Annotated in this window: 27 protein-coding genes, 1 tRNA gene and 1 pseudogene; 9 read left to right on the forward strand and 20 right to left on the reverse strand. The window is 72.0% G+C overall.

All coding sequences use genetic code 11. The annotated features are described in order from the left end of the window. Nucleotides 1-29 precede the first annotated feature (29 nt). The 4 genes from ACGF07_RS19680 to ACGF07_RS19695 form a co-directional block, all read right to left on the reverse strand. Nucleotides 30-1,325, reverse strand: coding sequence for a DUF445 domain-containing protein (locus tag ACGF07_RS19680; RefSeq protein WP_350749239.1), 1,296 nt, complete (start codon nt 1,323-1,325; stop codon nt 30-32). 410 nt (nt 1,326-1,735) lie between these two features. Continuing rightward, on the reverse strand, nt 1,736-2,695 hold the full coding sequence (locus tag ACGF07_RS19685; protein ID WP_350748384.1) for an ATP-binding cassette domain-containing protein: 960 nt from the start codon (nt 2,693-2,695) through the stop codon (nt 1,736-1,738). Between the two features lie 9 nt (nt 2,696-2,704). After that, the gene (locus tag ACGF07_RS19690; protein WP_392900444.1) at nt 2,705-3,532 is read right to left on the reverse strand and encodes an ABC transporter permease; all 828 of its coding nucleotides are present in this window, start codon (nt 3,530-3,532) and stop codon (nt 2,705-2,707) included. Continuing rightward, on the reverse strand, nt 3,525-4,382 hold the full coding sequence (locus ACGF07_RS19695) for an ABC-2 family transporter protein (RefSeq protein ID WP_350748388.1): 858 nt from the start codon (nt 4,380-4,382) through the stop codon (nt 3,525-3,527). The genes ACGF07_RS19690 and ACGF07_RS19695 overlap by 8 nt, the downstream gene beginning before the upstream one ends. Before the next feature lie 282 nt (nt 4,383-4,664). Between ACGF07_RS19695 and ACGF07_RS19700 the strand changes: the two genes are divergently transcribed. Next, on the forward strand, nt 4,665-6,995 hold the full coding sequence (locus ACGF07_RS19700) for a transglycosylase domain-containing protein (RefSeq protein WP_392900447.1): 2,331 nt from the start codon (nt 4,665-4,667) through the stop codon (nt 6,993-6,995). 1 nt (nt 6,996) lies between these two features. On the opposite strand, the gene ACGF07_RS19705 is transcribed toward ACGF07_RS19700, so the two are convergent. From ACGF07_RS19705 to ACGF07_RS19715, 3 genes are all read right to left on the reverse strand, one after another. Further along, entirely contained in the window at nt 6,997-8,178 is a 1,182-nt protein-coding gene (locus ACGF07_RS19705) for a winged helix DNA-binding domain-containing protein (protein WP_392900450.1), read from the reverse strand. Nucleotides 8,179-8,344: 166 nt separating this feature from the next. Then, the gene (locus tag ACGF07_RS19710; RefSeq protein ID WP_350748399.1) at nt 8,345-8,647 is read right to left on the reverse strand and encodes a co-chaperone GroES; all 303 of its coding nucleotides are present in this window, start codon (nt 8,645-8,647) and stop codon (nt 8,345-8,347) included. A gap of 185 nt (nt 8,648-8,832) precedes the next feature. Then, nucleotides 8,833-9,174, reverse strand: coding sequence for a DUF3618 domain-containing protein (locus ACGF07_RS19715; RefSeq protein ID WP_392900453.1), 342 nt, complete (start codon nt 9,172-9,174; stop codon nt 8,833-8,835). A 164-nt stretch (nt 9,175-9,338) separates the two neighbouring features. On the opposite strand from ACGF07_RS19715, the gene bcp reads away from it, so the two are divergent. The 3 genes from bcp (at nt 9,339) to ACGF07_RS19730 (ending at nt 10,963) form a co-directional block, all read left to right on the forward strand. Continuing rightward, nucleotides 9,339-9,812, forward strand: coding sequence for a thioredoxin-dependent thiol peroxidase (gene bcp / locus ACGF07_RS19720; RefSeq protein WP_392900456.1), 474 nt, complete (start codon nt 9,339-9,341; stop codon nt 9,810-9,812). A 191-nt stretch (nt 9,813-10,003) separates the two neighbouring features. Beyond that, entirely contained in the window at nt 10,004-10,864 is an 861-nt protein-coding gene (locus ACGF07_RS19725; RefSeq protein ID WP_392900459.1) for an HNH endonuclease signature motif containing protein, read from the forward strand. A 12-nt stretch (nt 10,865-10,876) separates the two neighbouring features. Further along, nucleotides 10,877-10,963, forward strand: a tRNA-Leu gene (locus ACGF07_RS19730). Between the two features lie 74 nt (nt 10,964-11,037). Here ACGF07_RS19730 and rdgB read toward each other — a convergent pair. The 4 genes and pseudogenes from rdgB to ACGF07_RS19750 form a co-directional block, all read right to left on the reverse strand. Beyond that, nucleotides 11,038-11,643: an RdgB/HAM1 family non-canonical purine NTP pyrophosphatase gene (rdgB, locus tag ACGF07_RS19735; RefSeq protein WP_350739424.1), complete on the reverse strand. Its 606-nt coding sequence runs from the start codon at nt 11,641-11,643 to the stop codon at nt 11,038-11,040. 31 nt (nt 11,644-11,674) lie between these two features. Continuing rightward, entirely contained in the window at nt 11,675-12,064 is a 390-nt protein-coding gene (locus tag ACGF07_RS19740) for a hypothetical protein (RefSeq protein WP_350739421.1), read from the reverse strand. Between the two features lie 165 nt (nt 12,065-12,229). Further along, nucleotides 12,230-12,955, reverse strand: a complete 726-nt coding sequence (gene rph, locus ACGF07_RS19745) for a ribonuclease PH (RefSeq protein ID WP_392900463.1) — start codon at nt 12,953-12,955, stop codon at nt 12,230-12,232. Nucleotides 12,956-13,060: 105 nt separating this feature from the next. Next, nucleotides 13,061-13,333 (reverse strand): annotated as a pseudogene (locus ACGF07_RS19750) (glucose PTS transporter subunit EIIB); the annotation flags it as partial. Between the two features lie 360 nt (nt 13,334-13,693). On the opposite strand from ACGF07_RS19750, the gene ACGF07_RS19755 reads away from it, so the two are divergent. Together ACGF07_RS19755 and ACGF07_RS19760 are read left to right on the forward strand one after the other, a co-directional pair. Next, on the forward strand, nt 13,694-14,983 hold the full coding sequence (locus tag ACGF07_RS19755; protein WP_392900466.1) for a PTS transporter subunit EIIC: 1,290 nt from the start codon (nt 13,694-13,696) through the stop codon (nt 14,981-14,983). Between the two features lie 539 nt (nt 14,984-15,522). Continuing rightward, nucleotides 15,523-16,800: a PTS transporter subunit EIIC gene (locus ACGF07_RS19760; RefSeq protein ID WP_392900469.1), complete on the forward strand. Its 1,278-nt coding sequence runs from the start codon at nt 15,523-15,525 to the stop codon at nt 16,798-16,800. 107 nt (nt 16,801-16,907) lie between these two features. Here ACGF07_RS19760 and ACGF07_RS19765 read toward each other — a convergent pair whose 3' ends face one another. Then, nucleotides 16,908-17,654, reverse strand: a complete 747-nt coding sequence (locus tag ACGF07_RS19765) for an MBL fold metallo-hydrolase (protein WP_350739410.1) — start codon at nt 17,652-17,654, stop codon at nt 16,908-16,910. Between the two features lie 210 nt (nt 17,655-17,864). Then, nucleotides 17,865-18,053: a MerR family transcriptional regulator gene (locus ACGF07_RS19770; protein ID WP_350739407.1), complete on the reverse strand. Its 189-nt coding sequence runs from the start codon at nt 18,051-18,053 to the stop codon at nt 17,865-17,867. A gap of 215 nt (nt 18,054-18,268) precedes the next feature. On the opposite strand from ACGF07_RS19770, the gene ACGF07_RS19775 reads away from it, so the two are divergent. Continuing rightward, complete coding sequence (locus ACGF07_RS19775) at nt 18,269-18,736, forward strand: type II toxin-antitoxin system PemK/MazF family toxin (RefSeq protein WP_392900472.1); 468 nt, start codon at nt 18,269-18,271, stop codon at nt 18,734-18,736. Between the two features lie 31 nt (nt 18,737-18,767). Here ACGF07_RS19775 and ACGF07_RS19780 read toward each other — a convergent pair whose 3' ends face one another. From ACGF07_RS19780 to clpS, 7 genes are all read right to left on the reverse strand, one after another. Beyond that, nucleotides 18,768-19,736 carry a cysteine synthase gene (locus ACGF07_RS19780; RefSeq protein ID WP_350739402.1) on the reverse strand — a complete coding sequence of 323 codons (969 nt, stop codon included), beginning with the start codon at nt 19,734-19,736 and terminating at the stop codon, nt 18,768-18,770. A gap of 73 nt (nt 19,737-19,809) precedes the next feature. Beyond that, nucleotides 19,810-20,088, reverse strand: coding sequence for a MoaD/ThiS family protein (locus tag ACGF07_RS19785; protein WP_350739399.1), 279 nt, complete (start codon nt 20,086-20,088; stop codon nt 19,810-19,812). Between the two features lie 121 nt (nt 20,089-20,209). Then, nucleotides 20,210-20,329 (reverse strand): putative leader peptide, encoded by a 120-nt coding sequence (locus tag ACGF07_RS19790; RefSeq protein ID WP_317621128.1) that lies wholly within the window; start codon nt 20,327-20,329, stop codon nt 20,210-20,212. Between the two features lie 150 nt (nt 20,330-20,479). Further along, entirely contained in the window at nt 20,480-20,911 is a 432-nt protein-coding gene (locus ACGF07_RS19795; protein WP_350739397.1) for a M67 family metallopeptidase, read from the reverse strand. A gap of 99 nt (nt 20,912-21,010) precedes the next feature. Beyond that, on the reverse strand, nt 21,011-22,453 hold the full coding sequence (locus tag ACGF07_RS19800) for an amino acid permease (RefSeq protein ID WP_392900477.1): 1,443 nt from the start codon (nt 22,451-22,453) through the stop codon (nt 21,011-21,013). 252 nt (nt 22,454-22,705) lie between these two features. Next, nucleotides 22,706-23,278: a DUF2017 domain-containing protein gene (locus ACGF07_RS19805; protein WP_350739391.1), complete on the reverse strand. Its 573-nt coding sequence runs from the start codon at nt 23,276-23,278 to the stop codon at nt 22,706-22,708. A 143-nt stretch (nt 23,279-23,421) separates the two neighbouring features. Next, nucleotides 23,422-23,715, reverse strand: coding sequence for an ATP-dependent Clp protease adapter ClpS (clpS, locus tag ACGF07_RS19810; protein ID WP_350739389.1), 294 nt, complete (start codon nt 23,713-23,715; stop codon nt 23,422-23,424). A 141-nt stretch (nt 23,716-23,856) separates the two neighbouring features. On the opposite strand from clpS, the gene ACGF07_RS19815 reads away from it, so the two are divergent. Continuing rightward, nucleotides 23,857-25,173, forward strand: a complete 1,317-nt coding sequence (locus ACGF07_RS19815; RefSeq protein ID WP_392900480.1) for a nicotinate phosphoribosyltransferase — start codon at nt 23,857-23,859, stop codon at nt 25,171-25,173. Between the two features lie 162 nt (nt 25,174-25,335). Then, nucleotides 25,336-25,926, forward strand: coding sequence for an isochorismatase family protein (locus ACGF07_RS19820; protein ID WP_392900483.1), 591 nt, complete (start codon nt 25,336-25,338; stop codon nt 25,924-25,926). Nucleotides 25,927-25,938 lie beyond the last annotated feature (12 nt).

Genomic DNA, 25,938 nt, shown 5'->3' on the forward strand with positions numbered 1-25,938 from the left:
TAGGCCGAAGCCGCAGCGGCGGTCGGGGCTCACCCCCCGAGCGCGACCGCCACCGTGTGGATCAGCAGCCCGGCGAGGGCCCCGACCACCGTGCCGTTGATCCGGATGAACTGCAGGTCGCGCCCGACGTTGGCCTCGATCTTGCGCGAGGCGTCGTCGGCGTCCCAACCGGCCACCGTGTCGGAGATCAGCGAGGTGATCTCCGTCCGGTAGGTCTCCACCAGGTACTGGGCCGCGTCCTGGAGCCAGCCGTCCACCTTGGCCTGCAGCTTGGCGTCGGTGGCCAGGCGCTCGCCGAAGTCGCGCACGCCGTCGCGGATGCGCCGGCGGAGTTCGCTGTCCTCGTCCTCGGCCGCGTCCGTCACCAGGGCGCGCACGGCCCCCCAGGTGGAGTTGATCAGGTCCTGCACCTCGGGTCGGCTCAGCAGTTCGCCCTTGGCCCGCTCGACCCGGGCGATGGTCTCCGGATCCGTCTGCAGTTCGGTGGCGAAGTCGGCGAGGAAGTTGTCGACGGCTCCGCGGGCCGGGTGGTTCGGGTCGTCCCGGATGTCGGTGACGAAGCGCAGCAGTTCCCGGTAGACCCGCTCGCCGACCTGGTGGTCGATGAACTTCGGCGTCCAGCCCGGGGTCTTCTGGGTGACCTTGCGGACCACGTCCTCGTGGTTGGCGGTCAGCCATCCGTGCGCCCGCACGGCCACCAGGTCCACCACGCCGTGGTGCCCGCCGTCCGCGACGACCTTGCCCAGCATCCGGCCCATCGGCTCGGCCACCGAGGTGGCGGCGGCCCGCCGGGTGACCGCCTCGGCGACCACCGCCCGCACGTCGTCGTCGTGCAGCACCGCGAGCAGCCCGCGCAGCGCCGCCGACGCCTCCTTGGTGACGCGTTCGGCGCTGCCCGGCGCGGCCAGCCACTCCCCCAGCCGGCGGCCGATGCCGAGGGCCGCGAGCCGGCCGCGCACCACGTGGGCGGAGAGGAAGTTCTCGCCGACGAAGTCGCCGAGCGAGCGTCCGAAGGCGTCCTTCTTCGTCGGGATGATGGCGGTGTGCGGGATCGGCAGGCCGAACGGGCGGCGGAACAGCGCCGTCACCGCGAACCAGTCGGCCAGCGCGCCGACCATGCCCGCCTCCGCGGCGGCCGCCACGTACCCGGCCCAGGCACCGGCGCCCGCTGCCCTGGCCCAGGTGGAGAGGGCGAAGACCAGCGTCGCGAAGGCCAGCAGGCCGGTCGCGATGGTCTTCATCCGGCGGACGCCGCGTCTCTTCTGCTCGTCGGCCGCGGTGAACCGGACCCCGGGGCCGGTCCCGCTGAAGGCTTCGTCACTCACCCCGCCAGTCTGCCCGTTGCCCTCCCCGGACGGGTGACGCGCCCCGGGGCCGCGCCGACCGGGCGCCCGCCGGCACAGCCCTGGAACCGGCACAGCCACGGAACCGGCGCGGGCACCTGGGGACCGGCGCGGGCACCCGGGACCGGCACCGGGGGCCGGAGCCGGTGCGGCCCCGGGGCCTGATCCCGAGCCGGGCGGCCGCTATAGGGCCCGTCTTCAAACCCCCGCCTGCGGGCCGACGCTCCCCCGGCCTTCGGCCGGGAGGTACCCCCACCCCAGCCTCCGGCCGGGAGGTGCCCGCACCCCAGCCTCCGGCCAGGAGGTGCCCCCACCCTCCGCCTTGCGATGCACGCCCCCCAACGCCGCCCCGCCCGCCCTTCGGGCGGACGACGGGGGTTTGAAGACGGGCCCTAGCCGATCGGCACCCTGGCGTACATCCGCGCGATCACGTCCTCGATGGCCGGTTCGCGCACCGAGAGGTCGACCAGCGGGTACCGCGCCGCGACCGCCGCCACGATCGGTGCCGCGCTCTCCCGCGCCGGGAAGGCGAGCCACTGCCGCGGCCCGTCGACCTTCACCACCCGCGCCCCGGCCACCTCGATCGGCGGCCGGGCCTCGGCGAGGTCGACCACCAGGGTGCGTTCGCTGCCCCCGGTGGTGTGCAGCCCGTCCAGCCCGCCGTCGTGGACGACCCGGCCGTGGTCGATCACCATGACCCGGCCGCAGAGCTGCTCGATGTCGGTCAGGTCGTGGGTGGTGAGCAGCACCGTGGTGCCCCGGTCGCGGTTGACCTCGCGCAGGAACTCGCGCACCTTGCCCTTGCTGACCACGTCCAGGCCGATGGTCGGTTCGTCCAGGTAGAGCACCTGCGGGTCGTGCAGCAACGCCGCCGCGAGGTCGCCGCGCATCCGCTGGCCGAGCGAGAGCTGCCGTACGGGGGTGTCCAGCAGGCCCGCCAGGTCGAGCAGTTCGACGCAGCGGCCGAGGTTCTCGCGGTACCGCTGGTCGGGAATGCGGTAGATCCGGCGGGCGAGTTCGAAGGAGTCGCGCAGCGGGAGGTCCCACCACAGGGTGGTGCGCTGGCCGAAGACGACGCCGATCCGGCGGGCCAGCGCGACGCGTTCGCGGGCCGGGTCGACCCCGGCGACGCGCAGCCGCCCGGCGCTGGGGACGAGGATGCCGGTGAGCATCTTGATGGTGGTCGACTTCCCTGCGCCGTTGGGGCCGATGTAGCCGACGCACTCGCCGGCCTCGACGGTGAAGCTCAACCCGTCCACCGCGCGCACCTCGCGCTTGGTCCGGCTGAACCGGCCGGTGCGGGCCCGGACGGTGAACGTGCGGTGGACGTCCTGCAGTTCGATCAGTGCCATGGTGGTTCCTTAGCTGCCGGTGCCGCGGTAGGCCCGCAGTCCGGCCCGCCAGGCGAGTCCGGCGGCGGCGACGCAGAGCGCGGCGGCGATCGGGGAGGCGTACTGGAAGGCGGTGGGCAGGCCGAGCGGGTCGGGGCGGCCGAGGACGTGCAGGGCGGGCAGCCAGTTGACGAAGGCCAGCGGGACGCCGAAGACCACCCCGGCGACCAGTTCCTTGGCGAACACGGTCGGCGGGTAGTGCAGCAGGGTCGCGCCGCCGTAGGTGAAGGAGTTCTGGATCTCCTTGGACTCGCCCCACCAGAACTGCACGGTGGCGCCGCCGACGTAGATCGCGCCGAAGATGACGCTGCCGCACACCAGCAGGACGGGCACCAGCAGCACGCGGTCCCAGGTCCAGTGCACGTCCAGCGCGGTGAGCGACCAGACGAGCACCGCCGTGGCCTGGAGCGGGCGCCCGAGCCGGCGCAGCGTGAAGCGTTCGGCGCACAGCTGGGAGAGCGCGGGCGCCGGCCGGATCAGCATGGTGTCCAGCGTGCCGCTCGTGATCCGCACGCCGAGGCCGTCGGCCGAGCCGACCAGCAGGTTGGCGGTGCCGAGGGCGAAGGTCGCGGTGGCATAGAGGAAGGCGATCTCCGGGAGGTGCCAGCCGCCGAGTTCGTCGGTGTGCTGGAACATGATCACCAGCACCGCGAAGTCGAGGGAGTGGGTCACCAGGCTGGCCACGAGGTTCAGTGCGAAGGAGGCCCGGTAGGCCATCATCGAGCGCATCCACATCCGGGCGCAGATCCACCAGGAGCGCAGCGCCCAGGAGGTGCGCGCGGCGAGCGGCTCAGCCACCCTGCACCACCACCCTGCGGGTCGCCAGCCACTGGGCGCCCCGCCCGGCGGCGAGCAGTGCGGCCGCCCAGCCGAGCTGGAAGCCGAGTTCCGGGAGCAGCCCGGTGCCGCTCGCGCGCTCCAGGAAGACGTCGGTCGGCACCTTGATGAGTGCCGCCCAGGGCAGCACCCGGCCGAGGTCGCCGAGCCAGCCGGGGAAGAGCGCGAGCGGCAGCAGCATCCCGGAGAAGAACATCGAGACCACCAGCATCACCGCGCGCACACCCTCGGAGTCGTGCAGCCAGAAGCCGGTGATCGAGACCAGGAACCGCAGTCCGAAGCTGACCAGCAGTGCGAGCAGCGCGGAGAGCAGGAAGAACGCCCAGGTCAGCGGCTGCTCGGGCATCCGGGTGCGGAAGACCAGGGCGCCGACCAGCATCGGCACGGTGCCGCGGATCAGCGCCTGGAAGCCGGCCCGGCCGAGGTCGGTGGCCAGCCACCAGCCCTGGAAGTCGACCGGGCGGTAGAGGTCGACGGCGATGTCCCCGGAGCGGAAGCGGTCCTGGACGTCGTCCTGGAAGCCGCCGCCCCACACCGCGAGGGTGACCAGCAGGCCCTGGCTGACCCAGATGTAGGTGACGGCCTGGCCCTGGTCGTAGCCGCCGAGTCCGGGGCGGGCCTGCCAGAGGGCGAGGAAGGAGGAGGCGAGGATGATGCCGAAGACGGTGTTGGTGAAGGTGCCGGCCAGGGTGGCGGCCCGGTAGGTGGAGTAGCGGCGGAAGGCACCGCGGGCTACGGCGGCGTAGAGCCCGACGGTGGAGCCGGCGGCGGTATCGGGGGGCTTCGCCGCCACGGCGGCCACATTCTGCATATTGTCTCCTTGTCGACAAATACGGGCAGACGGCTGTCCGCATCCGCGCCAGCGCACGACCCAGCGGCTCCGACCGGCCACACCCGGGGGTCCCGGGCAGACGGGCGGAGCTGCCGACGTGAGCGCGCTATGCGGTTCGCACCTTTCACCGTACCGACGCCCACCCCCGCCCGCACCCGGATTTCCGACGCACCCCGGGGCGCACGACCCGACCCGCGCAACCCCGCAGCTCAAGCAGCCGGCCACCGCTGAACGGACGTCAAATAGCAGATAATCTCGGGCATGACCTTGAGCACCCGACGCCAGGCCAAACGGGCCGCCCGCCGCGAGGCCCGCCGCGCCCTCCCCCTCTGGCGCCGGCTCCTGCCCACCTGGCGGATCACCCTCGGCACCCTCACCGCGCTGCTCCTGCTCGCCGTGGGCGCCTTCGCCGTGCTCTACGTCATCGTCCCGGTGCCCGATCCCAACGCCCACGCCGTCGCCCAGAACAACATCTACCTCTACTCCGACGGCACCACCGAGATCGCCCGCACCGGCGCCGTCAACCGCACCGACGTCACCATCGACCAGATCCCGCTCCAGACCCAGCAGGCCGTCGTCTCCGCCGAGGACCGCACCTTCTACCAGAACCGCGGCATCGACCTGAAGGGCATGCTCAGGGCCGGCTGGAACACCCTGCTCGGCAAGGGCATGCAGGGCGGCTCCACCATCACCCAGCAGTACGTCAAGAACTACTACCTCACACAGGACCGGACCATCGAGCGCAAGGGCCGCGAACTCTTCATCGCCCTCAAGGTCGACCAGCAGCGCGACAAGAAGGACATCCTCGCCGGCTACCTCAACAGCAGCTACTTCGGCCGCGGCGCCTACGGCATCCAGAGCGCCGCCCACGCCTACTACGGCGAGGACGTCTCCCGACTCACCCTCGGCCAGGGCGCCTACCTCGCCTCCCTGCTCCAGGCCCCCAGCCTCTACGACGTCAAGACCGCCACCCCCGCCAACCGCGAGAAGGCCCTCGCCCGCTGGAACTACGCCCTCGACGGCATGGTCCAACTCGGCTTCCTCAGCGCCGCCGACCGCGCCGCCACCACCTTCCCCGAACCGACCGACCCCCAACCCGCCACCGGCCTCGCCGGCCAGGCCGGCTACCTCGTCGGCGTCGCCGACGACTACCTCATCTCCTCCGGCACCATCGACGCCCCCACCCTCAAAGCCGGCGGCTGGCGGATCACCACCACCTTCGAGAAGCCCAAGCAGGACGCCCTCGTCCAAGCCGTCCAGAACGAACTCACCGACGAGCTCGACCCCAAGGCCCGCCCCACCACCGACACCGACGTCCGCGTCGCCGGCGCCTCCGTCGACCCCGCCACCGGCCGCGTCCTCGCCGTCTACGGCGGCCCCGACTACGCCAAACAGCCCTACAACGACGCCCTCCGCCAGGACAACCAGATCGGCTCCACCTTCAAACCGATCGACCTCGCCGCCGGCCTGATCGCCCAACACACCGTCGACGGACGCCCCATCACCACCGAAACCCGCTACGACGGCACCAGCGAACGCCCCGTCACCGGCGGCCCCACCCCCTACGCGCCACCCAACGAGGACGACGTCAACTACGGCAACATCACCCTCCGCTACGCCATGGTCAAGTCCGTCAACTCCGTGTACGCCCAGGAAGGCGTCGACGCCGGACTCGCCCGCGTCCGCGAGACCGCCGTCAAACTCGGCATCCCCGACAGCGTCCGCGGCATGGACCCCGCCAACACCTCCATGACCCTCGGCACCGCCACCCCCAGCGCCCTCGACCTGGCCGGCGCCTACGCCACCTTCGCCAACCACGGCGAAGCCCACACCCCGTGGTCCGTCTCCAAACTCGAACGCGTCAACCCCGGCGGCGCCGTCGACGTCCCCAAGATGCCCGAACACAAGGCCACCACCGCCATGGACCGCAGCATCGCCGACACCGTCACCGACGTGCTCCGCGACGTCGTCAGCCCCCGCGGCACCGGCGCCGCAGCCCTCGACCTCGGCCGCCCCGCCGCCGGCAAGACCGGCACCACCGACTCCAACCTCTCCGCCTGGTTCGCCGGCTTCACCCCCGAACTCACCACCACCATCGGCCTGTTCCGCGAGAACCCGAAGAACCACGCCAAGGAGCCGCTGTCCGGCACCGCCGGCCTCGCCCGGATCAACGGCGGCACCTTCCCCACCAGGATCTGGACCGCCTACATGACCGCCGCCCTGAACGGCACCCCCACCCGGCAGTTCGACCTGCAAACCGGCCACGGCACCCCCAACACCGGCACCTGGACCGCCACCGCCGCCCCCAGCAGCACCACCCCCAGCCCCGGCACCACCCCCACCAACGGCGACACCCCCAGCAGCGCCGCCGCCCCCACACCCAGCGCCCCCGCCCAGGCCACCGGCACACCCGCCACCACCGACGCCCCCGCACCCCGCCCGACCGCCCCCAGCCCGCAGAACCCCCAACCCACCGCCAGCCAGGAACAGCCCGCCCCCACCGCCCGGCCCACCCAGACCCGGCCGCCCCGACCCACCGCCCAGCCCACCACCGCCGGCCCCACCGACCCCGCCACACCACCGGCCGGATGAGCTACACCCCCGCCACCAGCTCCCGCTCTAACGGCGTCCGGAACCGCGGCGTCACCCGCACCGGCCCCAACCACGCCGCCAGCCGCTCCGCCGCCACCGCGACGGCCCGCTCGGCCTCCACCCCCACGTCCCGGAACAGCCGCCACACCAGCTCACCGTCCGCGCGCTGCGCCCAGCCGCCCACCACCTCGCCGCACCACCACACCGTCGGCCCGGCATTGCCCGCCCGGTCGAACAGCGCCGGCACGTCCCCCGGCCGCAGGTACCAGTCCCGCCCGCGCCAGCCCATCACCGCAGGATCCAGCGCCGGCAGCAGCGCCGCCCAGGGCTCGGGCGCCGCCACCGGCCCGGCGTCCCCCGGCAGCACCAGCCCCGCCGACCCGTCCGCCAGCGCCACCTCCAGCGCCCCGACGTCCGCCAGCGCCCGCCGGACGTCCCCCAGCGTCCAGCCCGTCCACCACTTCACGTCCTCGACCGTCCCCGGCCCGTACGCCGCCAGCCAGCGCCGCACCACCTCGGCCTTCGCCTCCCGCACCGGCACGTCCGGCCACTGCGGCACCAGCGCCCACGGATAGCTGCTGCTCAGCCAGGAACCGCGCGGACGACAGCGGCGGACGTGCCCGTCCGAGGCCAGCAGCCGCAGCAGCCGACTGCCCACGCTCTGCCGGGCCTCGTACGGCTTGCCCGCCGCCATCACCATGCTCTCGCGCAACTGCGGGACGTCCTCCGCCAGTTCGCCGGTCGTCGCCTCACCGCGCCGGGCCAGCGCGGCCAGCACCTCGCGCTCCGTGGCCGCCAGCCGCGCCTCGTCCCAGCCCTCGGCGTGCTCCCGCAGGTGCTTGAGCAGCGTCGACCGCTCCTTCAGCGCGATCGCCCGGGCCGCCCCCGAGCTCACGTACGGGGCGAAGCCCTCCGTCACCGCGAAGATCGTCCGCCGCATCGACAGCAGCTTCACCAGCGTGACGTCCTCGTACAGCGCCCGGTCCACCTCCGCCACCGAGGGCTCGGCCAGCCGCGCGCACGCCGACAGGTACACCGTGGCCGCGTCCGTCGCGTGCAGCCCGACCACCGCGTCGGCCACGTCCTCCACCCGCGCCGCCCGGACCGACGGCACCAACAACTGCCGCCACCCCAGCCGGGCCCGCCGCTCCGCATCACCGATCACCGGCACCGCCTTGGTCATGCCCGGACCCTAACGCCCGGCACCGACGAACCGGCTCAACCACGGAACCGGCCCGGCCGGCGGCGGCAGCGGGCCGGGCAGCGGGCCTGCCGGCCGACGGGCCCGGACGACCTCGGACGTGCAGCCGACCTCGGAAGTGCAGCCGACCTCAGAGCTACAGCCGACCTCAGAGGTACAGCCCGGTCGAGCCCTCCGTGTCGCCGAAGCGCGCCGCGGCCACCGCGTGCAGGTCGCGCTCGCGCAGCAGCACGTACGTCGCGCCCCGCACCTCGACCTCCAGCTTGTCCTCCGGGTCGTACAGCACCCGGTCACCCGGCTCCACCGAGCGCACGCTCTGGCCCACCGCGACGGCCTCCGCCCAGGTGCAGCGCTTGGACAGCTCCGCCGTCGCCGGGATCAGGATGCCGCCGGTCGAGCGGCGCTCGCCCTCACTGCCCTCGGTGCGCACCAGCACCCGGTCGTGCAGCATCCGGATCGGCAGCTTCTCACCCAGCCGGTCGTGGCGCGCGGCCTCGGTGTCGTGGTCGGAGCGGGTCGGTTCGTCGTTCGTACTCACGATCCCGAAGGTACCGCCCCCGCGCGCGGAGCGTGACGCCAGCCCGGCATGCGGAAGGCCGGGCCGCCTCGCGCGCCCGGCCCCTCCACCACCACAGCTCAGTCCTTGCGGCGCTTGCGCGCGGAGGCGACCAGCAGCACCACGCCTACACCGACCAGCGCGGCCGGGACGACCCGCTCCTTGCGCGGCTGCCCCTTCTCGTCCACGAACTGCGCCCGGACCTTCTCCACCAGACCGTTTGCGGCCACGTACGCCCGGGCCGCCCTCTCCTCGACGGTGGCCCGCGCCCTGGCCTTGACCTGGGCGGAGACGGTGCTCGGGTGGATGCGCACGGCCAGCTCGTCCAGGGTCCCCGCCAGCCGGTCGCGGGTGCGCTCGATGTCCGCCTCGATCTGGGCGGTCGTCCGCCCCGGCTTGTCCTTCGTGCTCGCCTCGCCCACTCGGGCCACCCCATTCACTTGCCGATGTAGTCCTGGTCGTCCTGTGCGACTGCCCCAGTTTGTCAGCTGGCAGGCACGACCGCGCGGCCCCACCCACCAACGGAGGTAAGTTTGCCGTGGCACGACCGCCCGTCCCAGCCGCACGCACCAGGAGAGTCCACCCCATGACTGAGCGTCTCCAGCCCGGCGACACCGCGCCCGCCTTCAGCCTGTCCGACGCCGACGGCAACCAGGTCTCGCTCGCCGACCACCTGGGCCGCAAGGTCATCGTCTACTTCTACCCCAAGGCCCTCACCCCGGGGTGCACCAAGCAGGCCTGCGACTTCACCGACAACCTGGAGCTCCTGGCGGGCGCCGGCTACGACGTCATCGGCGTCTCGCCGGACCAGCCGGAGAAGCTCGGCAAGTTCCGCGAGGCCGAGAACCTCAAGGTCACCCTGCTGTCCGACCCTGACCACGCCGTCCTCAAGGCCTACGGCGCCTACGGCGAGAAGCAGAACTACGGCCGCACCTACCAGGGCGTGATCCGCTCCACCGTGATCGTCGACGAACAGGGCAAGGTCGAGCGCGCGCTGTACAACGTCAAGGCCACCGGACACGTCGCCAAGCTGCTGCGCGACCTCAAGGTCGAGGCCTGAGCCCGTACCGACACCCGCGGGCGGAGCAGCGGTGGCGGCACACCCCGACCGGGTGCGCCGCCACCGCCGTTCCCGACCGCCGTGCCGACCGGCCGGCACGCCCCGGAGCCGCTCCGGCGGTGACCGATCCACCCGCCACTCGTTTCCTCCTACGGGGAAGGGGCTGTCACGAGCCCACAGGGGGACCGACCATGGCGGTCAAGTACACCCGCGAACTGCTCGCCGCCCTCGCGGCCGAGTCCAGCAGCGTCAACGAGATGATGCGCAAGCTCGGCGCGCCGATGACACGCGGCGCGCACGGCTACCTGAGCAAGCGGCTCCGGCACTACGGGATCAACACCTCGCACTTCGGCCGGGGCTGCCCGGACGGCCGACGTCAGTACTCGCCTGAGGTGCTCGCCGAGGCTGCCGCCACAGCGACCACGCTCGACGAGGTGCTGATCGCACTCGGCCGCCTGCCGAACCGCGACCGGCGCAAGTACCTGCGCCGCAAGCTCACCGAGTACGGGATCGACACTTCGCACTTCCGCTCGGCCGGGACCGTCTACACCCGGGAACTCCTTCAGGAGGCCGTCGCGGTGTCGCACAGCGTGGCCGGCGTGGTGCGGCACCTTCGCCGGCGCCAGGCCGGGGGCACCGAGGCCCACATCGGACGGCGGATCAAGGAACTCGCGATCGACACCTCGCACTTCACCGGGCAGGCCCACGCCCGCGGCAGGCGGTTCCCCACCAGGATTCCGGCCGAGCGACTCCTGGTCCAGCGGCCGGCGGGAGCCAAGCGGATCCCGGGGGCGCGGATCCGTAGCGCGCTTGCCGAGCTCGGCCGACCCGAGCTGTGCGAGGGCTGCGGCACCGGCCCCGAGTGGCGCGGACGGCCGATGACCCTGGAGGTCGACCACGTCAACGGCGACTGGTCCGACAACCGGCCCGACAACCTCAGGCTGCTGTGCCCGAACTGCCACTCCGTCACCGACACCTACTGCGGACGGAACAAGAACAAGCGCCCGGCGCCGCACGGAATCGCGGTGTTCCCACCGGAGGCGAGGCCCTAGACTAGGGGCCACGCGGCCTTGGCGGAGCTGGCAGACGCGCCGGATTTAGGTTCCGGTGGGGGAAACCCCGTGAGGGTTCGAATCCCTCAGGCCGCACCAGCCTTACACCTAAGAATCGAAGGCCCACCCCGGGTGATCCCGGGGTGGGCCTTCGACGTTCAGCAGACGGCGCGTCAGCCCAGCAGGTCCTTCACCACCGGCGCGAGGGCGCGGAAGGCCTGGCCGCGATGGCTGATGGCGTTCTTCTCCTCGGCCGTCAGCTCGGCGCAGGTGCGCGTCTCGCCGAGGGGCTGGAGGATCGGGTCGTAGCCGAAGCCGTTGGTGCCGGCCGGGGTGGTGCGCAGGGTGCCGAGGAGGCGGCCCTCGACGACGCGTTCGGTGCCGTCGGGCAGGGCGAGGGCGGCGGCGCAGAAGAAGTGGGCGCCGCGGTGCGGCTCGGCGATGTCGGAGAGCTGGGCGAGCAGCAGGTCGAGGTTGGCGCGGTCGTCGCCGTGCTTGCCGGACCAGCGGGCGGAGAAGATGCCGGGTGCGCCGTTGAGCACGTCGACGCAGAGGCCGGAGTCGTCGGCGACGGCGGGCAGGCCGGTGGCGCGTGCCAGGGCGTGGGCCTTGAGCAGGGCGTTCTCGGCGAAGGTGACGCCGGTCTCGGGGACGTCGGGGATCTGCGGGTAGGCGTCCGCGCCGACGAGTTCGACGTCGAGGTCGGCGTCGGCGAGGATGGCGCGCAGTTCGGCGACCTTGTGCTGGTTGCGGGTGGCGAGGATCAGGCGGGTGGACATATCGCCCACCCTACCGAGCGCTGCCCGGTCGTCAGCCGGTGCACACCGTGGTGAGGTTGCCGGCGGCGTCGCCGAGCGGCTTGAGGTCCGGGACCTCGTTCCGGTCGGCGGCCCGCTGCACGTTCTCGACCTGCTTCTGCAGGTCCGTCACGGCCTTGGCGACATCGGTGTTCTTGGAGTTCTTCCCGACCTGGTCGAGGTCGTTCTTGAGTTTCTGCAGGGCCTTCCCGGCGGCTGCGGAGTCGTTGCTGGCGTTGTCGTAGGCGGTGGTGACGTCGGCGATGTCGCCGGTGATCCTCACGGCGGTGTTGCCGCAGTCGATCGCCTTCTGCGCCGCGGAGCAGCTCACCATGCTGAGTGGGAGGATCGCGATCAGTCCGGCCACGGCGAGGGCGGTGGGGCGGGCGATGCTGGACGGCATCCGGTCCTCCTGGGGGGCGCGGGTTCCGTGGTGGGGACGCGCGCCGGGGGGTGCGCGGTTCCCGCAGCGGGGGTGCTGCGGGAACCGTACGGTCTCCGGGCCTGGCCTGTACAGCAGGGCGGGCGGCATGCGTCCGTCCTCGCTACGCGTCGGGCCGGCGCGGGTTCAGCCTTCGAGGGCCTTGCGCTGGATCTCGTCGAGTTCGGCGCAGCCGAGGGTGCCGAGGTCGAGGAGCTGGTTGAGGAGGTCGCGGTCGAAGGGGGCGCCTTCGGCGGTGCCCTGGACCTCGACGAAGCGGCCGTCGGAGGTGCAGACGATGTTCATGTCGGTTCCGGCGCGCACGTCCTCCTCGTACTGGAGGTCGAGCATCGGGACGCCGTCGATGATGCCGACGCTGACGGCGCTGACGCCGCCGGTGACGGGCTGGCCCTTGGCGCGCAGGAGCTTCTTGTCGCGGGCCCAGGAGATGGCGTCGACCAGGGCGACGTAGGCGCCGGTGATGGCGGCGGTGCGGGTGCCGCCGTCGGCCTGGAGGACGTCGCAGTCGAGGACGATGGTGTTCTCGGCGAGGGCGCGGTGGTCGGTGACGGCGCGCAGCGAGCGGCCGATGAGCCGGCTGATCTCGTGGGTGCGGCCGCCGATGCGGCCCTTGACGGCTTCGCGGTCGCCGCGGGTGTTGGTGGCGCGGGGGAGCATGGAGTACTCGGCGGTGACCCAGCCTTCGCCGCTGCCCTTGCGCCAGCGCGGGACGCCTTCGGTGACGCTGGCGGTGCAGAGCACCTTGGTGTCGCCGTAGGAGATGAGGACGGAGCCTTCGGCGTGCTTGCTCCAGCCCCGCTCGATGGTGATGGGGCGGAGTTGTTCGGGGGTGCGGCCGTCGATGCGTGACATAGGCACTGAGCGTAGTCGCTCGGGGTGCGGGTTCCGGATGTGCCTCGGCCCGCCGTCCTCCGGTGCGGGTCGGCGGGCCGGGAGCGGTGAGCCCGGTGGCTCAGCTCACATCATGTCCTCGATGTCGGCGGCGATGGGGTCGGCGTCGGTGCCGATGACGACCTGGATGGCGGTGCCCATCTTGACGACGCCGTGGGCGCCGGCGGCCTTGAGGGCGGCCTCGTCGACGAGGGAGGCGTCCTTGACTTCGGTGCGCAGGCGGGTGATGCAGCCCTCGACCTCTTCGATGTTCTCGATGCCGCCCAGACCGGCGACGATCTTCTCAGCCTTGCTGGCCATCTGCTTCTCTCCCTCTGTTTCCGGCTCGTCGGCGGCTGTGCCGGGTGCCGTCCTGCGCTGTGCTGGTGCCTCGACCGTTGGGGTGGTGAGGTTCGCCCGGTGGCTGACGCGGGTTCAGCTGCGGTCGTGCTGCCGGGCAGCGCGACAAGCATGACCCGAGCCGGTCCGGTATGCCACGTTAGACCACTTTTGGACCATTCCGGCGCGCGGGCTCCTGACCGCCGTCCGAGGATGACGATCAGCGGGGCGAGTGTCCCGGTGTGCGGCCTGCGCGCCATGTGGTCTACACCAATATATGTGTACTCCGATGAACGCAGGAAGGACCCGGGGGGTTCCTGAACCCCGCCCGAGGGTCCCGCACAGGGTCTCCCGACGGCAACTGCTCCCGGAGGGCGGATGATGAGTTCGGCAGGAGCCACGGCCCCGCGGACCACGTGGTGGCACACCTTCTACGGCGGCCTGCAGAAGATGGGCCGCTCGCTCCAGCTGCCGGTCGCGGTGCTGCCGGCGGCCGGCATCCTGAACCGGCTCGGCCAGCCGGACGTCTTCGGCAAGGACGGTCTGGGCTGGAACAACGTCGCCAAGGTCTTCGCGGCGGCCGGGGGCGCCCTGCTCGACTCCGCGCTGGGTCTGCCGCTGCTGTTCTGCATCGGGGTGGCGATCGGCATGGCCAAGAAGGCGGACGGCTCGACGGCGCTGGCGGCGGTGGTCGGCTTCCTCGTCTACTACAGGGTCCTGCACGCCTTCCCGGAGAGCTGCAAGCCGCCGACGGTGCTGGTCAGCGACCAGTGCGTGGACTACTCCTCGGCGAAGGCGGCCAACGCGACGTACCAGAACCCGGGGGTGCTCGGCGGCATCCTGCTCGGCCTGATGTCGGCCTGGCTGTGGGTGCGGTTCCACCGCACCAAGCTGGTCGACTGGCTGGGCTTCTTCAACGGCCGCCGGCTGGTCCCGATGATCACCGCGCTGGTCGGGATGCTGCTCGCGGTGCTCGCGGTGTGGGCGTGGCCGCCGATCGGCCGCGGTCTGAACGACTTCTCGCAGAACCTCGCCGATCTCGGCGCGGGGGGTGCCGGCATCTTCGGCGTCTTCAACCGCGCACTGCTGCTGATCGGTATGCACCAGTTGCTGAACACCTTCGTCTGGTTCCAGTTCGGCGAGTTCACCAAGGCCGACGGCACCGTCGTGCACGGGGACATCCCGCGATTCCTCGCGGGGGACCCGACGGCCGGCCAGTTCCAGACCGGTTTCTTCCCCATCATGATGTTCGCGCTGCCCGCCGCCGCGCTCGCGATCGCCCACGCGGCCAAGCCGCACCGCCGCAAGGAGATCTACGGGCTGATGCTCTCGGTCGCCCTGACCTCCTTCGTCACCGGGGTCACGGAGCCGATCGAGTACTCGTTCGCCTACCTGGCCCCGGCCCTGTACGGCGTGCACGCGCTGCTGACCGGCGCCTCGATGGCGATCACCTGGGGGCTCGGGGTGCACGACGGGTTCAGCTTCTCGGCGGGCCTGATCGACTACGTGATCAACTGGGGGCTGGCCACCAAGCCGTGGCTGATCCTGGTCATCGGGCCCTGCTTCGCCGTGGTGTACTACGCGCTCTTCCGGTTCATCATCGTGAAATTCGATCTGAAGACTCCGGGCCGCGAGGAGGAAACCGAGGTCGAGGACGTCACCAAGGCCTGATTCCGGCCGCCCGGCCCCGTCGCGAATTCCCCCGGACCACCGGTCCGGGGGAATTCGGCATTTCAGGGAAAGGATGAATTCGACGCCCCGGGGCGGCCCGGCGGGTAATTCGGCCGCGATCCGGCCGGGCGGGCCCCGCCCCGGGCGCGGTGGGGGCACCGCCGAGTGGGGGGTGGGAGGCGCCACCTCGGGCACGCCTGCGACAGGGCGGTCACTCTGAGCACTCGCGGTGCACGCCCGGGAGCGGCGGCGTCGCCCGGTCCGACCCCGGACGCCCGTCCCGCCCGGGCGCCGCACGGCCCGGGCGCTTTTTGTTGCGCAAATAGCCAAAATCGCAATCGCGACTGAAATCATGATCGTCGTTCCGCGACTAGGTTTCGATTTCATAGCGCTTCCCGGCACCGGCACTTTCCGGGGTTCCCCGGCTTGTCCGCCCGTGCTACAAAACTGGTCTACACCACACGTGGTGTAGACCAGTTCGCGGTTCGGCCTCTGTGCCTTCCCCCGACCGACCGCCATGCCGTTAGGAACCCACCCACATGAGTCAGTCCGCGCAGGCACCGGCGCCCGCCACGGCTCCGGCCCCGCCAAGCCCCGCCAAGAAGTTCGGCCAGAACCTCCTCCAGGGCCTGCAGAAGATCGGTCGCAGCCTCCAGCTGCCGATCGCCGTGCTCCCCGCCGCCGGTCTGCTGGTGCGCCTCGGCCAGGACGACGTGTTCGGCAAGGACGGCCTCGGCTGGAACAAGGTCGCCTCGGTCTTCGCCGCCGCCGGCAACGGTGTCTTCGGCGCCCTGCCGCTGCTGTTCGCGGTGGGCATCGCGATCGGCTTCGCCAAGAAGGCGGACGGCTCCACCGCGCTCGCCGCGCTGGTCGGCTTCCTGGTGTACCAGAAGGTGCTCACCGCGTTCCCAGTCACCGAGGGCCACATCGCCGACGGGAAGTGGGTCGAGCCGGTCTACCAGAACCCGGGTGTGCTCGGCGGCATCGTGATCGGCCTGCTGGCCGCGGTGCTGTGGCAGAAGTACCACCGCACCAAGCTGGTCGACTGGCTGGGCTTCTTCAACGGCCGCCGGCTGGTGCCGATCCTGATGGCCTTCGTCGGCACCGCTGTGGGCGTGCTGTTCGCCCTGGTCTGGGGCCCCGTCGGCGACGCCATCAAGAGCCTGAACGACACCCTGATCGGTGCGGGCGCGTTCGGCGCGGGCGCCTTCGGCCTCGTCAACCGCGGCCTGCTGCCGGTCGGCATGCACCAGTTCGTGAACTCCTACGCCTGGTTCCAGACCGGTGACTTCACCAAGGCCGACGGCACCATCGTGCACGGCGACATCCCGCGCTTCTTCGCCGGCGATCCGACCGCGGGCCAGTTCATGTCGGGCTTCTTCCCGATCATGATGTTCGCCCTGCCCGCCGCCGCGCTGGCCATCGCCCACGCCGCCAAGCCGCACCGCCGCAAGGCCGTGACCGGCATGATGCTCTCGCTGGCCCTGACCTCGTTCGTCACCGGTGTCACCGAGCCGATCGAGTTCGCCTTCGTCTTCATCGCCCCCGCGCTCTACGTCATCCACGCGGTGCTCACCGCCGCCTCGATGACCATCACCTGGGCCCTCGGGGTGCACGACGGCTTCACCTTCTCGGGCGGTCTGATCGACTACGCGCTGGCCTGGAGCAAGGCCACCGACCCGTGGATGATCATCCCGATCGGCCTGGTCTTCGCGGCGCTGTACTACTTCCTGTTCCGCTTCGCGATCAACAGGTTCGACCTCAAGACCCCGGGTCGCGAGGACGACGACGAGATCGAGGACGTCACCAAGGCCTGACGGCCCCTCCGTCCCCGCGAGGCCCCGCCCGGCCGCTGCTCCCCCAGCGGCCGGGCGGGGCCTCGCGCTCGTCCGGGGGCTCCGGGTGCTGGAGCCGAGCGGTGCGGTCAGATCTCGTAGACGGCGCCGGCCCGGGCCAGGTCCACCGGGCCGGCGTACGCAGCGGCGGCGTCCCGGCGGTTGCGCTCGGCGTCGGTCCACGGCGGGATGTGGGTGAGGACGAGCCGGCCGGCCCGGGCGGCGGCGGCGTGCTCGCCGGCCTCCCGGCCGTTGAGGTGGACGGCCTGGTACGTGTCGCGGCCGTCCAGGTACGCGGCCTCGCAGAGGAAGAGGTCGGTGTCGCGGGCGAGTTCCACCAGTTCGGGGCTCTCGCCGGTGTCGCCGGAGTAGACCAGCGAGCGGCCGCCGTGCTCGAGCCGGAAGGCGAAGGTGTCGACCGGGTGGTTGACCCGGGCGGCGGAGATCCGGAAGGGGCCGAGTTCGAAGCTGCCGGGGGTGACGGTGCGGAACTCGAACACCTCCTTCATCCCGGGGTTCTCCGGCATGTCGTACGCGCGGGCGAGCCGCTCGGCGGTGCCCGCCGGGCCGTACACGGGCAGCAGGTCGGGGCAGCCCCCGGCCCGGTAGTTGCGGGCGACCCAGTAGGCGCACAGGTCGACGCAGTGGTCCGCGTGCAGGTGGCTGAGCAGGACGGCGTCGACCTCGTAGAGGCCGGTGTACTTCTGCAGGGCGCCGAGCGCGCCGTTGCCGAGGTCGATCACGACGCGGTAGCCGTCGGCCTCGACCAGGTAGCTGGAGCAGGGCGAGTCGGCGGACGGGAAGCTCCCCGAGCACCCCACCACGGTCAGTTTCATCCGAGCCCCTCCGCCCCGACACGTCCTGGCTGCTGCTGGAAAACGGCATGGAAAACAGCGTGAAAACGGCAGGCCGGGCCGGTGGGCCGGCCGGGGGCACTGCGTTGGTGTGTCGAGGGTAAGGGCGGACCGGCACTTTGCCCCCGTCCCCGTGCCGGGCTGTGGCTGGAATCACCCAGAACGCCCGGGGCCGGGGGCGGGGGCCGTGGATCAGCGGTGCCGGGGGCGGTTGCGGGCCCAGGTGCGGATGGTGTCGGGGTACCAGCGGGGGTGTCCGCTGCCGTCGGTCGCGTCCGGTTCGGGCAGCAGCCCGTGTCGCCGGTAGTTGCGGACGGTCTCGGGCTGGACGTTGATGTGCCGGGCGATCTCGGCGTACGACCAGAGTTCGGTCCTTCTCACGAGGGCACCTCCGGGGGGACGGGGGCGGACGGTCGTGAGGGCAGCCTTTCCGGACGGCGCGGGGTGTTCGCGACAGAACGGGCGCCGTGGCGGATCCGTGACGAACCGGGAGCAACGTACGGACAAATGCTCAAGTGTCACAGCCGCCACGGTGGTGGCGTTCACCGCCCGCCCGGTACGGTTCGCCGCGTGGGCGAGCGGAGCGAGGTGGGCGCATGAGCGGCATGACGGGAATCTGGCCGGTCCTGGCGGGGGCGGCGTTCGCCGTGCTGGTGGCGGTGGTGACGGTGGTGCTGGTGAGGCGCACCCGCCCGGCCCCCCGCCCGGCCGGGCCGACCGGCCCGCGGCCGAGGCCGAGCACCAGGGCCCGCCCGGAGCCGCAGGAGATCTGGTGGGCGGAGGTGCCGTTCGAGGACGGCCCCGGGGCCAAGGACCGTCCGTGCCTGGTGCTGCGGGTGCACGGCAGGACCGCCACCGTCGCGAAGATCACCAGCAAGCACCACGCCGAGCGCCCGGGGGTGCTGCCGCTGCCGCCCGGTTCGGTGGGCGACCGGCAGGGCCGGACCAGCTGGCTGGAGACCGACGAGCTGCGCGAGGTGGCGATGTCGGCGTTCCGCCGCCGGGCCGGCACGGTGGACCGGCAGGTCTGGGACCGGGCGCAGCGGGCGCTCCAGCGCGGCTGACGGCCGTACGGCCGGTCCGGCCGGGCCGGCGTCAGGCCCAGAGCTGGCCCTGCAGCGCCTCGACCGCCGCTTCGGTGGACTCGGCGGTGTAGATGCCGGTGGACAGGTACTTCCAGCCGCCGTCGGCGACCACGAAGACGATGTCCGCGCGTTCCCCGGCGGTCGCGGCCTTGCGGCCGACGCCGATCGCGGCGTGCAGGATGGCGCCGGTGGAGACGCCCGCGAAGATGCCTTCCTGCTGGAGGAGTTCGCGGGTTCGGCGGACGGCGTCCGCGGAGCCGACGGAGAAGCGGGTGGTGAGCACCTCGGCGTCGTACAGCTCGGGGACGAAGCCCTCGTCGAGGTTGCGCAGGCCGTACACCAGGTCGTCGTAGCGCGGTTCGGCGGCGACGATGCTGATGCCGGGGACCTTCTCGCGCAGGAAGCGGCCGACGCCCATCAGGGTGCCGGTGGTGCCGAGGCCGGCGACGAAGTGGGTGACGGTCGGCAGGTCGGCGAGGATCTCCGGGCCGGTGGTGGCGTAGTGGGCGCCCGCGTTGTCGGGGTTGCCGTACTGGTAGAGCATGACCCAGTCGGGGTGCTGGGCGGCGGTCTCCTTGGCGATCCGCACGGCGGTGTTGGAGCCGCCGGCGGCCGGGGAGGAGATGATCTCGGCGCCCCACATCCGGAGCAGTTCGCGCCGTTCCTCGCTGGTGTTCTCGGGCATCACGCAGACCATCCGGTAGCCCTTGAGCTTGGCGGCCATGGCGAGTGAGATGCCGGTGTTGCCGCTGGTGGGCTCCAGGATGGTGCAGCCCGGGGTGAGCCGGCCCTCGGCCTCGGCGCGCTCGATCATGTGGAGCGCCGGGCGGTCCTTGATCGAGCCGGTGGGGTTGCGGTCCTCCAGCTTGGCCCAGAGGTTCACCAGGCCGTCGGCGTTGCCGGGGACGGCGGCGGACAGCCGGGGAAGGCGGACCAGCGGGGTGTTGCCGACGGCTTCGAGCGGGCTGTCGTAACGCAAGGGGGGCCTCCGGCCACGGCGATGGGGTGAGCAGGGCGGCTCCCCCGCCGGCGGGGCGGGGGAGCCGGGCCGGTCAGCGGGCGCCGCCGGCCACGGCGGGCAGGATGGTGACGCTGTCCCCGTCGGCGACGGCGGTGGAGATGCCCTCCAGGAAGCGGACGTCCTCGTCGTTGAGGTAGACGTTGACGAAGCGGCGCAGCTCGCCGCCCTCGAGCAGGCGGGCGGCGATGCCGGGGTGGCGGGAGTCGAGGTCGGTGAAGAGTTCCCCGAGGTTGCTGCCGTTGCCCTCGACGGCCTTGGCGCCGTCGGTGTAGGTGCGGAGGATGGTCGGGATGCGGACCTCGATGGCCATGGGTGCGCTCCTGGGCGAGTCGTGTGAGTGGGTGGGCCGCAGCGGGCGCGGCAGGGCGGACGGTGTCCGGGGCCTCGGCGTCGCCGGTTCGGCGGTGGGCCCGGGGTGGGGCGGGCGGCTCTCAGCGCGAGCGCGCGGGCGTGCCGGGACAGATCGCGCCGGCGTGCCGGCACAGGTCGATGTGCAGGCGCGCCACGAGGCGGGTGCCCGGGGCCTGGTTGCTCACATCGACGGAACGCATGGGCTCATCGTATAGATTCCCGGGCCCGCTCGGACATGCCCGTCTCGGGATCCGGATGTTCCGGTATCCGATGGTGAGACGTTCCGGGGGCGGCGTGGGCCCGCCGACCGCTCGGAGGGGGTCGGCGGGCCTCGTCCGGGCGGGTGCCGGTCAGGCCGGGTAGGCCTCGACGACCTGGACGTCTTCCTCCGTGATCTCGCCGTCCACGATGCGGAACGACCGGAACTGGTAGGGGTCGTCCTCCCCGTTGCCGTCGGCGGTGGAGACCAGGACGTAGTGGGCGAACGGCTCGGAGGCGTAGCTCACGTCGGTGCGGGAGGGGTAGGCCTCGGTGGCGGTGTGCGAGTGGTAGACGACGACGGGCTCCTCGTCCCGGTCGTCCATCTCGCGGTAGAGCTTGAGCAGGTCGCCCGAGTCGAACTCGTAGAAGGTGGGCGAGCGGGCGGCGTTGAGCATCGGGATGAACCGCTCGGGGCGGCCGCTGCCGGCCGGTCCGGCGATCACGCCGCAGGCCTCGTCCGGGTGGTCGGCGCGGGCGTGGGCCACGATCCGGTCGCGGAGTTCTCGGGTGATGGTCAGCATCCGGTCAGGATGCCATGCCCCGGCGGCTGTCCGCCGGGGCGTCCGAGGCCCGGTCACGGGGCGTCCGCCACCCGGTCGAGGGGGGGCGGACGGTCCCGGTCAGGCGTTGTCGGCGGCGTGCACGTGGTCGTGCGGGAGGGTGTGGACGGCCTGCGGGTTGCGGCGCTTGAGCAGCTGGTAGCCGATCACCAGCACCAGGGCCCAGCCGGGGAAGACGTACAGCGAGATCCGGTTGTCCTCGTCCAGGCCGATCAGCACCACGACGAGGGCGAGGAAGGCGAGCGCGGCCCAGCTGATCCAGGCGCCGCCGGGGGCCTTGAAGGTGGGCGCGGGCAGGTGGCCGCCCTGCCATGCCTTGCGGTAGCGGATCTGGGAGATCAGGATCATCGCCCAGGTCCACAGGCCGCAGACCGTGGCGACGGAGGTGATGTACTCGAACGCCCGGGCCGGCACGAGGTAGTTGAGCACCACGCCGGCGCCCATCAGCACGCAGGAGACGGTGATCGCGAAGGCGGGGGTGCGCCGGCTGTTGAGCTTGGTGAGCTGCCCGGGGGCCTGGCCGCGCAGGGCGAGGTCGCGCAGCATGCGGCCGGTGGAGTACATGCCGGAGTTGCAGGAGGAGAGCGCGGCGGTGAGCACCACGAAGTTGATGATGCCGGCCGCCGCCGGTATGCCGATCTTGCCGAAGGCGGCGACGAACGGGCTGACACCGGGCTGGAACTCCTGCCACGGCACGAGCGAGAGGATGACCACGAGGGCGCCGATGTAGAACAGCGCGATGCGCCAGGGCAGGGTGTTGATGGCGCGCGGCAGGGTCTTCTCGGGGTTCTCGCTCTCGCCGGCGGTGACGCCGACGAGTTCGACGCCCAGGTAGGCGAACATGACGATCTGCAGGGTCATCACGGTGGCGCCGATGCCCTTGGGGAAGAAGCCGCCGTTCTGCCACAGGTGGGTGATCGACGCGGTGTCGCCGGCCTTGCTGAAGCCGAGGGTCAGCACGCCGATGCCGATCAGGATCATGCCGATGATGGCGGTGACCTTGACCATGGAGAACCAGAACTCGATCTCGCCGAACAGCTTCACCGAGATCAGGTTGGCCGCGTAGAGGATGACCAGGAAGGTCAGTGCGCTGGCCCACTGGGGGATGTCCGGCGCCCAGAACTTGACGTACACGGCGGCGGCGGTGGTCTCCGCCATGCCCGTGACGACCCAGAACAGCCAGTACGTCCAGCCGGTGACGTAGCCGGCGAAGGGGCCGAGGAACTCCCGGGCGTACTCGGCGAAGCTGCCGGAGACCGGACGGTAGGTGAGCAGTTCGCCCAGGGCCCGCATGATCACGAAGATCACCAGGCCGGCGACGGCGTAGGAGAGGATCAGGCTCGGCCCGGACTTGGAGATCGCGGTGCCGGCGCCGAGGAAGAGGCCGGTTCCGATCGCGCCGCCGATCGCGATCATCTGGATCTGGCGGCTGCCGAGACCCCGCTCGTAGCCCTCCTCGTCCGGTTTCGCGTCGACCACCTGGTCGTATATCTGCTCGGCCATGGTCACCGTCCTGGGTGGGTCGTGGGTGGGGAGAAGTCGTACCACGCAGGCTCCGGATAGCGGTGTTCATCTGAGCGATATTTGAGCATGACCTGATAGGGTTTGCCCGATTTGGACAGAAATGTTCCTGATGATCGTCCACATGCTGGACGAAACAGTCGTCGTTTGCCCGAAAACGGGCAGGATCGCACCGAAGGTCGGACGGAAAGACTCCGCTTCCGGTCGGTGACCGTTCTCGGCAGGTGACCGTTCTCAGTCGGTGATCGCTTCCAGCAGCGACTCCTGGAGCGCGCCCAGCCACAGGTAGGCCATCACCAGCGGCTTGCGCTCGTCGCCGTCCGGCAGCTCGTAGAGGCCCCGCTCGTCCTCCTCGGTGACGTCCAGCCGCACGCCGAGGGTCAGCCGCAGGTCGTTCAGCGCGCCCAGCCAGCGCGGGCACTCCGCAGCGGGCAGCTTGACCACCCCGGCGTCGCCGAGGCCGTCCAGCGTCCGCACCACCTGCAGCGCGTCGTCCCGCTTGCGGGCCCGCAGGTCGAGCTCGGTGTAGCGGCGGAACTCGGCGGAGGCGGCCAGCGCCTCCGGGTCGTCCGGCTTCGCCGGATCGCCGTAGGCGTCCGGGAACAGCCGGGCCAGCGCCGGGTCCGCAGGGGCCTCGGACGGGCCCTCGGCGAACAGCGCGGCCAGCGGGTCGCCCCCGTCGCCGCCCGGGCCGGGCCCGATCAGCTCCAGCATCTGCACTTCCAGCGAGCGCAGGATGGAGGCCTCCACCTCGTCCAGCGCGATCGCCGCGCCGCCATCGCCGGTGCTCTCGAACAACCCAGCCATCTGTATCGGTCAGCCCGTCTTCGTCGTCTTCGGCCGCGCCGCCGGGCCGGCGGGCGGTCAGTCGTATCGGGGGTGCCGGCGGGCACCCGGTGCACCCGGAGCGTCCGTTCCGGTGCGCTCGGCCCGGCGCGCCGGGCGGGCGCTCAGTCGTGCTGGAGCGTCGCCCACAGGCCGTAGCCGTGCATCGCCTGGACGTCGCGCTCCATCTCCTCGCGGGAGCCGCTGGAGACCACCGCCCGGCCCTTGGTGTGCACGTCCATCATCAGCTTCCGGGCCTTGTCCTTCGGGTACCCGAAGTAGGCCTGGAAGACGTACTGGACGTAGCTCATGAGGTTGACCGGGTCGTTGTGCACGATGGTCACCCAGGGGGTGTCCGGCTCGGCCACCGGTTGTCCTTCGACCTCCGGGCGCTCGATCTCCGCGGGCGCGACACTCACCGCCGGGCCTCCTCATTTGCACACTCGTCCGTGAACCCTCAAGGCCCATGCTGCCATCCGGGGGACACCCGGGCGATTCCGACCCAGGTCGCGTCGCGAGAAATCGTCACTCTGACGCTAAGTGGTAGTAGCATCATCCTCATGGACGCCACTTCAGTGCGCGCGGCCGGGTCGACCGCGCTCCTCACCGACCGCTACGAGCTCACCATGCTGCAGGCCGCCCTGCGCAGCGGGGCCGCGCACCGCCGCTCCGTCTTCGAGGTGTTCACCCGCCGCCTGCCCGCCGGCCGCCGCTACGGCGTGATGGCCGGTACCGGCCGGGTGCTGGACGCGGTGGAGAACTTCCGCTTCGGCACCACCCAACTGGACTGGCTGGCGGACCAGGGCGTGGTCGAGGACGACACGCTGCGCTACCTCGCCGACTACCGCTTCCGCGGCGACATCCACGGCTACCCCGAGGGCGAGGTCTACTTCCCCGGCTCCCCGCTGCTCACCGTCGAGGGCAGCTTCGCCGAGACGGTCATCCTGGAGACGGTGATCCTCTCGATCCTCAACTTCGACTCCGCCGTCGCGGCCGCCGCCTCCCGGATGACCGCCGCCGCCGGCAGCCGTCCGGTGATCGAACTGGGCGCCCGCCGGGCCCACGAGCAGGCCGCCGTCGCCGCCGCCCGCGCCGCGTACGTGGCCGGCTTCACCGCCACCTCCGACCTGGAGGCCGGCTTCCAGTACGGCATCCCGACCACCGGCACCTCCGCCCACGCCTTCACCCTCGTCCACGACAGCGAACGGGACGCCTTCCAGGCGCAGATCGCCTCGATGGGCAAGGGCACCACGCTGCTGATCGACACCTTCGACCTGCGGGAGGCCGTGCGCACCGCGGTCGAGGTGGCCGGCCCGGAGCTGGGGGCGGTCCGGATCGACTCGGGCGACCTCATCCTGGCGGCGCACCGGGTCCGCCGGCAGCTGGACGAGCTCGGCGCCGAGCAGACCCGGATCATCGTCACCTCGGACCTGGACGAGTACGCGATCGCCGCCCTGGCCGCCGCGCCGGTGGACGGCTACGGCGTCGGCACCAGCCTGGTCACCGGCAGCGGGCACCCCACCTGCGCGATGGTCTACAAGCTGGTCGCCCGGGCCGGCGGGCAGGACGGCCCGCTGGTGCCGGTGGCCAAGCGCGCGGCCGGCGGCAAGACCAGCATCGGCGGGCGCAAGTGGGCCGCCCGCCGCCCCGACGCCGAGGGCGTGGCCGAGGCCGAGGTGGTCGGCACCGGCCCCGTCCCGGAGGCCCTGCGGCCGCACCTCGTGCAGGTGCCGCTGGTGCTGGGCGGCGAGACGGTCGGCCGCGAGCCGCTCGCCGCGGCCCGCGACCGGCACATCAGGGCCCGGGCGGCACTGCCGCTGTCGGCCACCCAGCTCTCCAAGGGCGACCCGGTCATCCCCACCGAGTTGTTCGGCTGATCCGACCGGGCCGGATCCGCGCGGACCGGCGGTCGGTCCCCGGGCCTTCCGCCCCCGCGCGCCACTCCCTAGAGTCAGCCGTAGAGTTCAGCCAGTCCTCACCGAGCCGCCGAGGACCCCGACCACCGGGGCGCACCGCCCCCACATCCGAGGATGCGAGCCATGCACCGGGCACTGATCGTCGTCGACGTGCAGAACGACTTCTGCGAGGGCGGCAGCCTGGCCGTCGCCGGCGGTGCCGAGGTGGCCGCCGCCATCACCGACCTGATCGCCGAGTCCGCCGCCGGGTACCGGCACATCCTCGCCACCCGGGACCACCACATCGACCCGGGCGACCACTTCTCCGCCGCCCCGGACTACGTCTCCAGCTGGCCCGTGCACTGCGTGGCCGGCACCGAGGGTGTGGGCTTCCACCCCAACTTCGCGCCCGCCGTGATCTCCGGCGCGGTCGAGGCGGTCTTCGACAAGGGCGCCTACTCGGCGGCGTACAGCGGCTTCGAGGGGCTGGACGAGAACGAGCGCGGCCCGGTGGAGTGGCTGCGCGAACGGCAGGTCGACGAGGTCGACGTGGTCGGGATCGCCACCGACCACTGCGTCCGGGCCACCGCCCTGGACGCCGCACGGGCCGGGTTCACCACCCGGGTGCTGCTCGACCTCACCGCGGGGGTGGCCCCGGAGACCACCGCCGCCGCGCTGGAGGAGCTGCGCGCGGCCGGGGTGGAGCTGGTCGGCACACCGGTGGTCCGCCGGTAAGTGCGGTGACCG

It is taken from the genome of Kitasatospora sp. NPDC048194 (assembly GCF_043202455.1).
Taxonomy (GTDB): Bacteria; Actinomycetota; Actinomycetes; order Streptomycetales; family Streptomycetaceae; genus Kitasatospora.